Annotated in this window: 14 protein-coding genes; 6 read left to right on the forward strand and 8 right to left on the reverse strand. The window is 61.2% G+C overall.

What is annotated here, in order from left to right:
* Window positions 1-92 precede the first annotated feature (92 nt).
* The 4 genes from fliF to fliP are packed head-to-tail and all read left to right on the forward strand — an operon-like array spanning window position 93 to window position 3213.
* Window positions 93-1637: a flagellar basal-body MS-ring/collar protein FliF gene (fliF, locus tag VOY09_RS03735; protein ID WP_322893047.1), complete on the forward strand. Its 1545-nt coding sequence runs from the start codon at window positions 93-95 to the stop codon at window positions 1635-1637.
* The gene (locus VOY09_RS03740) at window positions 1637-2197 is read left to right on the forward strand and encodes a hypothetical protein (protein ID WP_323811264.1); all 561 of its coding nucleotides are present in this window, start codon (window positions 1637-1639) and stop codon (window positions 2195-2197) included. The genes fliF and VOY09_RS03740 overlap by 1 nt, the downstream gene beginning before the upstream one ends.
* Window positions 2190-2483 carry a FliM/FliN family flagellar motor switch protein gene (locus tag VOY09_RS03745; protein WP_322893049.1) on the forward strand — a complete coding sequence of 98 codons (294 nt, stop codon included), beginning with the start codon at window positions 2190-2192 and terminating at the stop codon, window positions 2481-2483. Before VOY09_RS03740 ends, VOY09_RS03745 begins: the two co-directional genes overlap by 8 nt.
* 1 nt (window position 2484) lies before the next feature.
* Window positions 2485-3213, forward strand: coding sequence for a flagellar type III secretion system pore protein FliP (fliP, locus tag VOY09_RS03750; RefSeq protein WP_322893050.1), 729 nt, complete (start codon window positions 2485-2487; stop codon window positions 3211-3213).
* Window positions 3214-3419: 206 nt separating this feature from the next.
* Here fliP and VOY09_RS03755 read toward each other — a convergent pair whose 3' ends face one another.
* The 8 genes from VOY09_RS03755 to VOY09_RS03790 form a co-directional block, all read right to left on the reverse strand.
* Window positions 3420-4526, reverse strand: a complete 1107-nt coding sequence (locus VOY09_RS03755; protein WP_322893051.1) for a flagellar basal body P-ring protein FlgI — start codon at window positions 4524-4526, stop codon at window positions 3420-3422.
* Window positions 4526-5524 carry a flagellin gene (locus tag VOY09_RS03760; RefSeq protein WP_322893052.1) on the reverse strand — a complete coding sequence of 333 codons (999 nt, stop codon included), beginning with the start codon at window positions 5522-5524 and terminating at the stop codon, window positions 4526-4528. Before VOY09_RS03760 ends, VOY09_RS03755 begins: the two co-directional genes overlap by 1 nt.
* Before the next feature lie 2 nt (window positions 5525-5526).
* A complete protein-coding gene (flgK, locus tag VOY09_RS03765) occupies window positions 5527-6975 on the reverse strand; it encodes a flagellar hook-associated protein FlgK (protein WP_322893053.1) in 1449 nt (482 codons plus the stop codon).
* 18 nt (window positions 6976-6993) lie between these two features.
* Window positions 6994-8322 carry a flagellar hook-basal body complex protein gene (locus VOY09_RS03770; protein WP_322893054.1) on the reverse strand — a complete coding sequence of 443 codons (1329 nt, stop codon included), beginning with the start codon at window positions 8320-8322 and terminating at the stop codon, window positions 6994-6996.
* Window positions 8323-8421: 99 nt separating this feature from the next.
* Window positions 8422-9258, reverse strand: a complete 837-nt coding sequence (locus VOY09_RS03775; RefSeq protein WP_322893055.1) for a flagellar motor protein MotB — start codon at window positions 9256-9258, stop codon at window positions 8422-8424.
* Between the two features lie 86 nt (window positions 9259-9344).
* Window positions 9345-9731, reverse strand: a complete 387-nt coding sequence (locus VOY09_RS03780; protein WP_322893056.1) for a hypothetical protein — start codon at window positions 9729-9731, stop codon at window positions 9345-9347.
* A 116-nt stretch (window positions 9732-9847) separates the two neighbouring features.
* The gene (locus VOY09_RS03785) at window positions 9848-10897 is read right to left on the reverse strand and encodes a Gfo/Idh/MocA family oxidoreductase (RefSeq protein ID WP_322893057.1); all 1050 of its coding nucleotides are present in this window, start codon (window positions 10895-10897) and stop codon (window positions 9848-9850) included.
* Window positions 10894-11676 carry a ThuA domain-containing protein gene (locus tag VOY09_RS03790; protein ID WP_322893058.1) on the reverse strand — a complete coding sequence of 261 codons (783 nt, stop codon included), beginning with the start codon at window positions 11674-11676 and terminating at the stop codon, window positions 10894-10896. The genes VOY09_RS03785 and VOY09_RS03790 overlap by 4 nt, the downstream gene beginning before the upstream one ends.
* A gap of 170 nt (window positions 11677-11846) precedes the next feature.
* On the opposite strand from VOY09_RS03790, the gene chlG reads away from it, so the two are divergent.
* Both chlG and VOY09_RS03800 read left to right on the forward strand, forming a co-directional pair.
* On the forward strand, window positions 11847-12746 hold the full coding sequence (chlG, locus tag VOY09_RS03795) for a chlorophyll synthase ChlG (protein WP_322893059.1): 900 nt from the start codon (window positions 11847-11849) through the stop codon (window positions 12744-12746).
* Complete coding sequence (locus VOY09_RS03800) at window positions 12743-14023, forward strand: BCD family MFS transporter (protein WP_322893060.1); 1281 nt, start codon at window positions 12743-12745, stop codon at window positions 14021-14023. Before chlG ends, VOY09_RS03800 begins: the two co-directional genes overlap by 4 nt.

Genomic DNA, 14023 nt, shown 5'->3' on the forward strand with positions numbered 1-14023 from the left:
ACGCCCCTGTGTCAAACTGACCAAACGCGCAAAAAGCCCTGAATCGGAGAACCGCTTTGAAAAATCTGGGATCGGTGTGGTCAACACTCGACATGACACGGCGTCTTCTCGTCGTCGTCGCGACGCTGATTGTCTTTGCGGCAATCCTGCTGCTCGCGCGCGGCGCAGGGACGAAGGACATGGCACTACTTTACGGCGGGCTGGAGGCACGCGCCGCAGGCGATGTAATCGCCGCGCTCGACCAGCGCGGCGTGATTTATGAGGTGCGCGGCACCGGCATTTACGTGCCGACCGCGCTGCGCGACAGCCTGCGCATGGGGCTGGCCGGTGAGGGGCTGCCCGCGACGGGCAGTCAGGGCTATGAATTGCTGGATCAGCTGTCGGGTTTCAGCACCACATCGCAGATGTTCGACGCCGCCTATTGGCGCGCCAAGGAAGGGGAACTGGCGCGCACTATTCTGGCCAATCCCAATATCCGGGCCGCACGGGTGCATATATCGCCCGCGCCGAACCGGCCCTTCGACCGCGACCAGACGGCAACGGCGGCTGTCACGGTCACTACGGGGGGCGGCACTCTGGCCGCGTCACATATCAAGGCGTTGCAGTTTCTGGTCGCTGCCGCGGTGCCCGGCCTTGCGCCGGACAGCGTGGCGGTGATCGACGATAATGGCGGGCTGTTATCCGACGGTGACGGGCAGAACAGCCATCAAAGCGGGGAAGACCGGGCCGCCGCCCTGCGGTTGCGGGCCGAACGGCTGTTGGCGGCACGGGTCGGTATCGGCAATGCGGTGGTCGAGGTTGCGATCGATACCATCATGGAAACCGAATCCATCAGTGAGCGGCGGGTTGATCCCGAAAGCCGGATCGCTATCAGCACAGATGTTACGGAAAGCACCGGGGTGGCCACCGACAGCCGCAACAGCGGGGTCAGTGTCGCGTCCAACCTGCCTGATGGCGATGCCGCGCGGGGTGAAGGTGCCTCCAGCACCGAAAACAGCGAAAGCCGGACACTGACGAATTACGAAATCTCTGAAACGCAGCGTCAATTGCTGCGGCAACCCGGTGCCGTCCGGCGGTTGACGGTGGCTGTGCTGGTGAACGATGTCAGCGTGACCGCCGCTGACGGCACTGTCACGACCGAGCCGCGCAGCCCCGAAGAACTGGCATCGTTGCAAGAACTTGTCGCCTCTGCCGTAGGAATCGATCCTGCGCGCGGGGATATCATCACGTTGAAGTCGATGCGCTTTGACCCGATTGCGCCGCTTGGTACGGCGGCCAGCGTTGGGGATGCGGCACCGCTGTTTGATGTCATGCAGCTGATCCAGATGGCCGTGCTGGCGGTTGTCGCCTTGATTCTGGGGCTGTTTGTCGTGCGGCCCATTCTGGCCGCGCAGCGTCTGCCACCGCCACCACAGCGCGACCTGATCGAAGGCATCAGCGACACCGCCCCACCGATGGCCTTGGCGATGAACGACGTCGCGATGCCGGATTTCATGGGGGGCGATTTTGATCTGGCCGGGGCCAGTCAGGATGATCCCGTCACCCGCCTGCGAAGGATGATCGCAGACAGGCAACCGGAAACGATCCGGATATTGCAGGACTGGATTGAAGACCCGACACCGGCAGGCAGGACATGATGGCCGGTCTTCTGAACCTCGAAGCCTTTGATGCCGCGGAGCTTTCCGATACCGGTCCCAGTGAGGACTATCATAAAGGCTATGCCGCGGGCCATAATGCGGGCTACGACGCCGCTTGCGCCCAAGCAGATGCATTGCGCCGGGATCTTGCTCAGACCCTGATGGATATCAGCTTTACCTATAACGAAGCGCGCCATGATGTTCTGTCTTCGCTCGCGGTTTTGGTGACGGCATTGACCGATACGATCCTGCCACATTGCGTTGCGCAAGGATTTGCCCGGCAAGTTGCAGATCTGGTGCTGACGCGCTTCACCCCGGGCGCAGAGGATGGCATCTGCATTCACGTCCATCCCGATCAGGTCACGGCGCTGCAATCCGTGACCGATGCGATTCCCGGGGGGGTCGCGGTCATCGCGGACCCGACATTGCCGCCCCACGCGGCGTGGATCGGGCAAGGTCAGGTCGAAACCTACCTCGACATGGATGCCCATCTGGCCCGGATTTCAGAGCTTCTGTCCAATATTTCACCTATCGATCAAAGGAATACAGCAAATGGATGAACCCGGCACAAAGGCGCGGCCATCACCGGACGATCACCCGCTGCACCGCATCCCGATCGAGATTTTGGTCTCTGTCGGCAAGGCGCGGCCATTGGTCAAGGACCTCCTGTCACTGGGTGAAAACGCGATTCTGGTACTCGACAAACGGATCGATGACCCGGTCGAGCTGTTTATCGGTGACCGGCTGATAGCCCGCGGTGAATTGCAGGAACTTGACGGGGGGGAGCCGGGACAGCTCGCCGTGCGGCTGACAGAAGTGGCCAGCGACACAGGCGATCTGGGTTAAGATGCGCGCGCTTTTGCTTGCCCTGTCTGTATCCGTGCTGCTGACGGGGACAGCCGCGCCAGCGCAGGATTTCGCAATCCCGCTTGGGGATGACGGATCGCTGACCACGCGGACTGTTCAGTTGCTGGTTCTGATCACCGTGCTCAGCCTGGTGCCGGGCATCGCGATCATGGTGACCTGTTTTCCGTTCATCGTGACCGTCTTTGCCATCCTGCGTCAGGCGATTGGACTGCAACAATCACCGCCGAACATGCTGATCATCTCTTTGGCGCTGTTTTTGACCTATTTCGTGATGGAACCGGTTTTCACCGAAGCCTGGGCCGCTGGTATCGTGCCGTTGATGAACGAAGAACTGCCGCTTGATGACGCATTTTTGCGGGTGATGGCGCCATTGCGCCAATTCATGGCGGCACGGATCGAGGTGGATACTTTCGCCACCCTTGCAGCCCTGCGCCCCGATATCGACACCGGCGTTCCGCTGCACGACGCGCCTTTGTCGATCCTGATGCCGTCATTTCTGCTCAGCGAGATGGAACGGGCATTTCAAGTTGGGTTCATGATTTTTCTGCCGTTTCTGATCATCGATCTGGTTGTCGCTGCCGTGTTGATGTCAATGGGGATGATGATGGTGACCCCGGCGATTGTTTCGCTGCCGTTCAAACTGGCGTTCTTTGTGGTTGCCGATGGCTGGGGCCTGATCGCAGCGAGCCTTGTCCGCAGTTATGGCTGACCTGTTGGGCAAATGAGCCATAACTGCGGGCAAGGCTGGTCTGCTGTGTCGACCTGCGAAAGAGGTATTGGCGCATGAACAGTGACCTGGCGTCGGGACACCGGCAACAGGCGGCGCTGTGCATCGGCCCCGTTCAGCGCGGCAGTACCGTCAAACAGCCCCGATTGTACTTCCTCCGCTTTGCACAAGAAACTATCGTTGCGCTTCTATCGTACAATGAATTCCGCATGCAGCGCACCACTTGCCTTGATGCTTTTCAGAATGTCGATCATGTCCCGCGGCGCCACGCCAAGCGCATTCAACCCGGCGACAACCTCGCTCAGAGAGGTTCCGCCCGCGACTTCTGCCAGCCCGATGCCGGGGTCTTGCTGCAAGTCTACCCCGGTCTGGGGCACGATCACCGTCTCACCGGCGGAAAACGGGTTCGGCTGGACGACCAATGGCGCTTCCTGAATGCGCAAGGTCAGGTTACCCTGGCTGACGGCCACACGGCTGATGCGCACATCCTCGCCCATCACGATAGTGCCGGATCGTTGGTCGACGACGACACGCGCGCGGCGTTCGGGTTCAACCAGAATATTTTCGATCCGGCCCAGAACATGGGCCGGCGATGACATGCGCGTTGCGGCGATATCCAACTCGACCGTGCCAGCGTCGGTCATCACGGCGACAGGGCCACCAAAATGATTGTTGATCGCCTGTTCAATGCGGCCAGCGGTCGTGAAATCAGCCGTCCGCAGCGCAAGACGCAGACGTGTCATCCCTGTGAAGTCGAATGCAACCTCGCGTTCGATGATCGCACCCGAGGGGATGACACCCGCTGTCGGCACACCCTGGATCACCGCAGCCGCATCACCGGTTGCAGAGGCGCCGCCCGCGATAATCGTGCCTTGCGCAACGGCGTAAATGTCGCCATCCGCAGCGTTGAGCGGCGTCATGATCAACGTGCCACCCAGAAGACTGTTGGCATCGCCAATGGCCGAGACGGTGACATCGATCGGACTGCCTGCGCGCGCGAAGGGCGGCAGGCTCGCGGTGACCAGTACGGCCGCCACGTTTTTCGGACGAAACTGTTCGCCGGTGACATTGACACCCAGCCGTTCCAAGGTGCTGCTGAGTATTTCTTCGGTGAATGGGGCGTTACGCAGCCCATCGCCGGTGCCGTTCAGACCAACAACCAGACCATAACCGACCAGGTCGTTCGACCTGACCCCGTCGAATTCGACCAGATCCTTGATCCGAATCGGTGCGGCGGCGGCCCATTGCGGCAAGATGATGATAAGCACACAAAGCCAGCGGGTCAGTAATTGCATCAAATGAACCTCAACAGGCTTAGCTGTGACAACCGGCCGACCATTGTGTAATGGGTTTCCAATTGTAATTGCACGGCTTTCAGCCGCGCTGCCGTATCAAGAGGATCTGCCGACACCAGATCATTGACGGCCATTTTCAGACCTGTTGCCTGCGCTGTCGTTTCTGCCCGCGCTTCGGCAAGTTGGGCCTGCGCCCCGCCGATCCGCGCCTGCATCGACGCCAAGCCCGAGACCGCACCAAAAAGCTGCGTACCGGCGGCCTGAACCAGATCCGATTTCACCTCGACTGCCAGGCCCGGCAGATCAACCGTGATCGCGGCAAGAACCGTTGCCTTCAGGATATCGCGGATCGCGGGATCATCGGCGCGGGCCGCGATATCGACCTGACGCCCCTCTGCTATCTGGCGCTGGATCACGCCCCCTGCGTCGCCGCGATACCCAAAAGCGGCAAAACCACCAGCCGGATCGTCAAACCAGTCCGAAATCGCCGCAGTGATCGCCGCAAAACTGCGGTCTGGACCAAGAGTAGCTTGGACCTGCGTGATCATCGCATCGGCGGACATCAGCGGCGTAGTGTCAAGATCACGCCCGCCCAAAAGGCTCCGATCGGCGACCCGCATGTTCAACGCGCTGACCATCGTATCCAGCCCAGCGCGCGCGGCGCGCGCCGCCACATCGACCTGCGCGCGCGTGTCCTTGGCCAGCAGCAATTGATCCGTCAGTTGCGCGCGCGTTGTATCGACCCGCGCCAGCGCTTGCTGCACACCGTCAAGTATCTGGCCCGTCTCGCGCGCCACCTGCGCGTAACCATCCAGCTGCGCCAATTTGTGATGAAGCCCGGAAAATTGTGCGGTTTCACCACGCAGATGGCGCGAAATGTCGGTCACCCGCCCGGATGACAGGCTTTCCGACAGCTGCGCAAGATCGGATTTGAGGGCGGTGCCTGCGCGCATCGACAGGAAATGTTGCGCCGCATCGCCAATCGAGGTCACGGCCATGGCTAAATCTCCAACAGGCGTTGCATCAAAAGATTGACGGTCTCGATGACCTTTGCATTGGCCCCGTAGGCCTGTTCGACGCGCAGCAGCATCTGCAATTCGACATCGGTATCTATCCCATTGGCCAGTTCAGATTGTTTCAGGCTGTCGCGTTTCGCAGTGGCAAAGCTGACCGCCTCTTGCGCTGCCAGCCGTCGGGTGCCCAGTTGCGCTGTGAAATCAGCGATACGCCCGGCGGATGACCGGCTGCTGCTGCCCGGGGCATCACTACGGTGCTGGGCCAAGGCATCGATCCAGCGGTTCAGCTGCGCGCTGTCGCCGGTCAAACCCGTCGCAGCCGCATTTAATCCGTCGCGCAACGCAGCAGGATCACCCCCCTTTTTCGAGTCAATGGCGGTGTTGATAGCGATCCGTCCGGCCAGCCCGGTGAGGTCAGTCAGGTCCAGAGGCCCGCCCTGATCGGTCAGCACCCCCGGTGCGCCTTGGGCCAGAGTCGGGTCATGGGCGGGATCCTGAAACCGGGCGATCAGATCGGCAGCGATCACATCAAGGCCAGACTGCACTTCGACCAAGGTCTTGTCGCGCATGGCAAAACCGGCCCCCAGAGACCCGCCGTCCAGCCGCCCGATGCCGTTGGCCGGATCAACCGGCCGGTCATCCAACGTCAGACCGGACAAGGCACCGGATGCCAAGGTCATATCTGCGGTGATCGTCGGGGTTCCGGTAAATCCGAACCTCGCTGCCCGCCCGTCCAGCAATGTCGCGCCGGTGGTCGTCATCAAGGCGACGCTTCCATTGTCACGTGGCACTTCGCGCAGCGGCACAATCGTCGCGATATCATCTATGATCCGTTGCCGCGCATCCACCAAAGCGGAGGAATCGCTGCCTGCGGATCTGACCCGCAGGATATCCTTGTTCAGGTCAGCCACTTGCTGCAGTCCGGCGTTCAGCTTTGCCACATCACTGGCAATCGCCGCATCGGCATCCTGTCGCAATGACTGGGTGTTCCGGGTGGCGGCCTGCAATGTGCCCGCAACATCCGACAATCGTGAGACCGCCGTCGTCAGCCGCGTCTGCGAGGCCGGGTCGCCACTGGCGCTGATCAGTGCACGTTCAAATGCAGCAAATCGTGCGGCAAGCCCCGTGTCACCATTAACACCGCCAAAGGCCGTTTCAAGCCGGACCAGACTTTGCGCGCTGCGCTGCTGGCCGGTCAGCGTCGCATCGGCAAGCCTGCGATCAGCAAGCAATCCAGGGTCGGCAAAGCGGGTCACGCCATCCACCTGCACCCCACCGCCCTTTGCGCCGACCTGCATCGCGGACAGTTCAACAGACCGCCGCCCATATCCTTCGGTCAGCGCGTTGGACAGGTTTGATGACACAACCTCGGCCAGCCGGGACGAGGCGGTCAGGCCGGATACGGCGTTGTTGAGAGCGGCAGAAATGCTCATCCCGGCGGGTCCTGACGGTTAGCGTTTGATATTCGTGGTTTCCTGCAACATTTCATCGACTGTCTGAATCACCTTCGCATTCGACGAATAGGCGCGCTGCGTCTGGATCAGCGCCGTCAGTTCACCGGCCACATCGGTGGCGGATTCTTCCCGGGCAAAGCTGACGATATCGCCGGTCGGTCCATCCCCCGCATCCCAGAGAAAGAATGTCCCACTGGCGGGCGTGACCCGAAAGCTTTGCTGATCGAGCGGTTCCAGACCATTGACGTTCGGCACATCGACAAGCGGGACCTGATACAGAACCCGGTTGATGCCGATGTCGAATGTCGCGCGCACAAAGCCGTTCTGGTCCACCTCGATCGAGGTCAGGCTACCGACAGGTGTGCCGTTCTTGGAGATCGACACCGGCGCGAAAGCATCTGACAATTGGGTCAGACCGATCGAACTGCCCAATTCGCCGACGGCAATCTCCATCGGGCCGCCGTTTACCGCAATCGTCAGGCTGCCACTGGCCGGGTCATAGGGGCCGCCAGGCCCGGTCGCTGTATTGGTGACCGAGGCAAGTGTGCCGCCGCCGCCCCGGGATGCATCGAAGGTCAGCGTATATTCGCCGACAAGATCGGGCTGGCCATCCGCGTTCACATCGGTTTCGCTGTCCCTGATCTGCATGGTCCAAGTGTTGGATGCACCGTTCTGCGGCACGGTCGGCGTGAAACTGAAGCTGAGGTTGGATGACGCGCCAAGATTGTCAAAATATTCGACCGACAGCGTTTCATCCCCCGCCGTCGCCGCTTCCCGTGTTGATGTGGCGGGCAGGTTGACCGCCAGGCTGATCCGCGTCGTTGCTTCACCCGCGAATTGGTTGGCATTGATCTGCACCGGCACCAGCCCGTCCACCGAATCGCGTGGATAATTTGGCATCGTCCCATCGGCCAGCGCAGGCACGCCCATCAGGACCAGCCCACCCGGACTGACAAGATAGCCCCGCGAATCGGGCCGGAATGAACCGGTGGTCGTCAGCAGCAGCGGATTTTCACCATTGCCGATGGCGACCGAGGTTGCCGTCGTCACAGGCAGCATGCCGCGTCCACGCACCGCAAGATCGGTCGCGTTTGACGTTGCGACCAAGGCACCACGTTCGTCGATCCGGCGCGCAACACTGGTCCGCACACCGCCAGCAGAATAGGTGCCACGCCCGCTTTCGATGACCATGGATTCAAAATCGGTGATCGCCCGCTTATAGCCATAAGTCCCTGAATTGGCGATATTGTCAGAAATAGTGGCCAGCCGCGATGCATTTGCCGCAAGGCCAGCCACGCTGGCGTTCATGGAAGATGAGATGCTCATTCAAGGACCTTTCAGAATCATGGCGCAAAGGGTGGTCCCCCCGTTCTAGCCACATGGTCTTAAGATCACCCTAACGCCGAGAACCGGGTGCAGTTTTTATCAGATGTCGGACCGCAGCAGGGTCACTTCGATCCGGTTGTTGCGGGCTGCTGACCTGTTTGCCACCGCAGGCCTGCGGTCGCCTGCACCAGTCTGGCGGATGATGCGCAACGGGTTCAGTCCGCCGTTTTCCAGCAGAATCCGCATCTGCGCGGCCCGGTCGGTCGACAGATCCCAGACCCCGGTATCACGCTGCGGGACAGGTCGGGCGCTGAGGTAGCCGTTGATCGCGACAGGATTGCGGACAGCGCCGAACAGCCGGGCCAGAACATTGGCAATCTCGATGGTCACAGGCTGCGGATCGGTGCTGTCGGGCGCAAATAACTGCACATCCGGCAGATCAAAAATCTCGATCACCAGTCCTTCGTCGGTCAAGCGGGTGATGATATGGCGCAGGGCCTGTTCGGAAATCAGGCTTTCGCCGCCCTGCCCCAGCAGGATCGCCTCGATCTGTTGCAGGGCTGCGACCTGCGCTGCGGCAGCCGCATCCTCGTCTGATTCGGCCTGTGTCCGCAGGGGCTGGTCCCCGATGCTGGTCTGGCGTGCGCCGGTCCCGCTTTGTGCCAATGTCTGGTCGGTAAAGACGTTTTCACCGCCGAATGCCCCGCTGCCGCCGCCCGATATCCGGTTGATCGGGATGCTGGGCGCGAAATAGTCGGAAATCCCCTTGCGCTGCTGTTCTGTCGTCGCATTCAGCAGCCACATCAGCAGGAAAAATGCCATCATCGCCGTGACAAAATCGGCATAGGCCACCTTCCATGCCCCGCCATGGTGCCCGCCACCGGCGATCACCTTTTTACGCTTGATAATAATTGGCGCGGTCGTTCCCCTGTCCATGGCATACCTCTTTCACCCCGGCACGGTCGTAACCGGCAAAGTGTAAAGGCCCGCTTAATGGCGCAATTCACATCAAAATGGATCTTTCAAGCGTCAGTCCGGCCGGTGGATGCCGGTATCACCGGGGCCACATGGCTGTTGATCGCGCCTTTGATCCTGTCAAGTGCCGTCATTGCAGCCAGCAAGGATTGCGACAAGGCGACGAATGCGGTGCTGTAATCCTTGCGCGCGTCGCAGGCCAAAAGCTCCTGAGTCAGATTGAAAATGTCGCTGCGAGCGGTGAATAATTGCTCGGTCAGGTCTGCCAAGTCATCATCGGGGGGCATGATCCGTCCGGCAAGGCGGGTCAGCAGGTCGCGCTTGCGCAGCATCTCGGACCGCTGGTTGGCCGGCATCGCGTCGATGCGCAATTGCAATTCGATGATTCTGTCAATCAGATCAGCCGGGTCGGCGGGGACAAGAATTTCATTCATGAGCAGTTCCACTTCGCGCTGCGACTTTGCAGAGGTCTGGACAGGTGCCAGCACCTCAATGGAACATGACGGCAAACAGTTAATCTTGTCAAAAGACCCACCGTACGGTGGTCTGATCAAACCTCTTGATCGCGGGAGAGATTTGTGTCTGAGACAACCGCCGCATCCAGCACCCGTTGCAGGGCGGCACCCCGGGCAAAGTCTGGTTTCACCATATCCCCGTCCCGAATGGCCGCGATGAACCGGGCGTAGTTGGTCTGCACCACGGGCGTGTCGACATCCACCCAGCGCCCGGTCATCAGATTATCGCCCAAGGACGCCATCAGATGGCTGGTGTCCTTTTCAAAGCTGACCCTCAGCCCGCCTTTTGTCCCGAAAATCCGCAAGGCCAGGTCATTGTGATGGCCGGCAGCAAAGCGGCTGGCATGGATCACCCCGGTCGCGCCATTATCCAGCGCCAGATGCATCGACATGCTGTCGTTGGCATCCAGATGGTAAGGGCCGATCTGATCGCCCGGCGCCTTGGCAAAGGTTTTCAACCGGCAGGATATGCGCGCGACATCAGACCCGGCGGCAAAGGTCGCGTAATCGAGGATATGCACACCGACATCGCCCAAAACACCCATCGACCCATGCGCCGACGACAGCCGCCAGAGCCATTGATCCTCGCTCGCCCAATCGCCCCAGGCGGGTTGGACCAGCCAGCTTTGCAGATAGGAGGCCTCGAAATGCCGGACCTCGCCGATAGCACCCTGGGCGATCAGATCGGCGGCATGCATCAGGGCGGGGACATTGCGATAGGTCAGGTTCACCATATTCACGACACCTGCGGCCTGTGCCGCCTGCGCCATGTCAGCGGCATCCGCGTGGCTGGTCGCCAATGGCTTTTCGCAGAGCACATGCTTGCCTGCCGCCAGCAAAGGCATTGTCGTGCGGTGATGCACGGCATCGGGGGTCACGTTGGACACAGCATCAAATTCACCCCAAGCCAGCGCAGCAGTGACCGAGGCAAAGCGGTGCGGAATATCCCATTGATCGCAGAACGCGGCGAGGTTGTCGGCATTTGTATCGACGCCACCCACGACCTGCACGTCGGGGATGGTGCGATAAGCCTCGACATGTGCGCTGGCCATGCCGCCGGTGCCGAGGATCAGCACACGTGTCATCGAAAGCCATCCTCGCCGTCCTGATGCAGGCGCGGGCCACGTGCGGTGATCGGTTCCAGCGCGGATTCGACCGGGACGTTGGGCGCATCGTTCACATCCATGATGCGCGGCGCGGGGTTATGGGCCCAGCGCACGGCGTTGCGCAGAACGGTTTGCACATTGGCATCGTGATAGGTTGGATAGGTTTCATGGCCGGGGCGGAAATAGAACACATTCCCCGCACCGCGTTTATAGGTCAGGCCAGAGCGGAACACCTCACCCCCCTGAAACCAACTGATGAAGACGGTTTCCAAAGGTTCCGGCACGCCAAAGGGTTCGCCATACATTTCTTCGTTTTCCAGCGTGAAATGATCGGGCAATCCGGCGGCGATCGGGTGGTTGCGCGATGTGACCCAGAGCCGCTCCCGCTCCCCCGCCTCGCGCCATGTCAGGTTGCAGGGGGTGCCCATCAGCCGTTTGAAGATTTTGGCAAAATGCGCCGAATGCAGCAGGATCAGGCCCATACCGGCATGGACATGGGCCGCCACACGTTCGACCACCGCATCCGCCACATCCCCATGTGCGGCATGACCCCACCAGAGCAGGACATCAGTCTGCGCCAGCCGTTCTTCGGTCAGCCCATGGTCGGGATCCTGCAAGGTCGCGGTCTCCGCCGTGATTCCATCCGCGCGCAGGGCGGAGGCGATGGCTTCATGCATCCCGTCAGGATAGATATCGGCCACTGTTTTATTGGTCTGTTCGTGAACATTCTCACCCCAGACAAGGGCGCGGATCTGCATAGGTGACTCCTCCCAAAGCGCTTTGGTCGCCATGCTTAGAGGTAATTTCGGCCGTGGCAAGGGCCTGTCGCGACGGCATTCATCGCCACGCGACGGATTGGCGCAGTGTCAGCTTTAGTTTACACTTGCTCGAAGGTATAATGTCATTTTAGAATGACAGTATGAGCGCCATGACCGATATCACCACGACCCATCCCCGCCGCTGGCCCGAGCCAAAGGCGATGCTGCGGCTGATCAAACCTGTCACATGGTTCCCACCGATGTGGGCGTTTTTATGTGGCATCGTGGCGTCGGGCGTCAGCCCTGCGGGTAATTGGTTTCTGATCTTACTGGGCGTGCTGCTGGCCGGTCCGGTGGTCTGCGGCATGTCGCAGGCCGCCAATGATTGGTGCGACCGGCATGTGGATGCGATCAATGAACCGGACCGCCCGATCCCGTCAGGCCGGATACCGGGGCGCTGGGGTCTATGGATCGCGCTGGCGATGACCGGGCTGGGGCTGGGCCTTGGCTATCAACTGGGGCCATGGGGTTTTGGCGCGACGATCCTCGCGATCATGGCGGCGTGGGCCTATTCGGCGGAACCTCTGCGTGCCAAGAAATCCGGCATCTGGGGGCCTGCTCTATGTGGGTTGGCCTATGAAACGCTGCCATGGATCACCGGGGCCGCGATCCTCGCTGCCGGTGCGCCAACGGTCCCCGTCATCACCATCGCCGTGCTTTACGGCTTGGGCGCGCATGGCATCATGACGCTGAACGATTTCAAAGCGGTCGAGGGCGACAGGGCCATGGGCTTGCGGTCTTTGCCTGTCACACTCGGCCCTGACGGTGCCGCGCGCGTTGCCTGCTGGGTGATGGCCGTGCCGCAGGTGGCCGTGATCGGCCTGCTGTTTTACTGGAGCCATCCATTCCACGCCTTGGGCATCACCGCGATGCTGGCCGTGCAAATCGCCGCGATGCGGGTGCTGCTGCGCGACCCTTTGGGCAAGGCGCAATGGTATCAGGGCATGGGCATTCTGTTTTACATCAGCGGTATGATGATCGCCGCCTTTGCGTTGCGAGGCATCGCATGACGCTGACTTGGGTGCAGATTATCCGGCTCGGTCTGGTGCAGATGGCGCTGGGCGCGATTGTGGTGTTGATGACATCAACCCTGAACCGGCTGATGGTGGTGGAACTGGCGCTGCCCGCCGTGATCCCCGGCCTGCTGGTCGCCTTGCATTACGGGATCCAGATGTCGCGGCCGAAATGGGGTCATGCCTCTGACGCTGGTGGGCAGCGCACGCGCTGGATCATCGGCGGGATGGTGGCATTGGGTGCCGGGGCGCTGATCGCCACCTTCGGGCTGATCGTGCTGGAGGCGTCGTTTATCTGGGGCATGGTCATTTCCGCCTTGGCCTATGCGCTGATCGGGCTGGGCGTGGGGGCATCCGGCACATCGCTGCTGGCTTTGCTTGCAACGACCACGGCACCGCATCGGCGCGCGGCGGCGGCGACAATCACATGGCTGATGATGATCTTCGGCATTGCCATGACCGCTGGTATCGTGGGGTCGCTGATCGACCCTTACACCCCGCTGAAACTGCTCGAAATCGTCAGCGGAGTCGTCCTGATCGCGATCACCCTTACCATTCTCGCCGTCTGGGGCGTCGAGCGGGGGCTGAAAGTCACCCGCGAACCCGACCCGACGCCGTTCCGCCAAGGGCTGGCCGAGGTCTGGGCCGAACCCAAGGCGCGCAATTTCACGCTGTTCGTCTTCCTCGCCATGACCGCCTATTTCATGCAGGAGCTGATCCTTGAGCCTTACGCCGGATTGGTGTTTGGCCTGACGCCCGGTCAAACCACGTCGCTGTCAGGTGCGCAAAACGGCGGCACCTTTATCGGGATGCTGACCGTGGGCATCATGGCCACGGGGCTAAAGATCGGGGCTTTGCGCAACTGGGTCATGGCGGGTTGCCTTGGGTCAGCCGCGGCGCTTGCGGTCATTTCCATGCTGGGGCCGATGGGTCCGGGTGCGCCGATTGTGCCTGCCGTCGTTGCTCTGGGCTTTTTCAACGGCATGTTCGCGGTCGCCGCCATCGGCTCGATGATGGCGCTGGCTGGCGAAGGCCGCGAGCGGCGCGAAGGTACGCGAATGGGGCTGTGGGGCGCGGCGCAAGCGATTGCCGCCGGGTTCGGCGGCTTGCTGGGTGCTGCCATGGCCGATGTTTTGCGCCTGACCTTGACCGACACACAAGCCTTTGGCGCTGTGTTCCTTTTTGAAGCCTCACTTTTCATCGCTGCGGCCCTTGTCGCCGCCAGAATCATGGACCGCAGAATGCCGTCCGCAACCCTCGTTCCGGGAGAATAG

Source organism: Yoonia sp. 67-2, from assembly GCF_035117555.1.
Taxonomy (GTDB): domain Bacteria; phylum Pseudomonadota; class Alphaproteobacteria; order Rhodobacterales; family Rhodobacteraceae; genus Yoonia.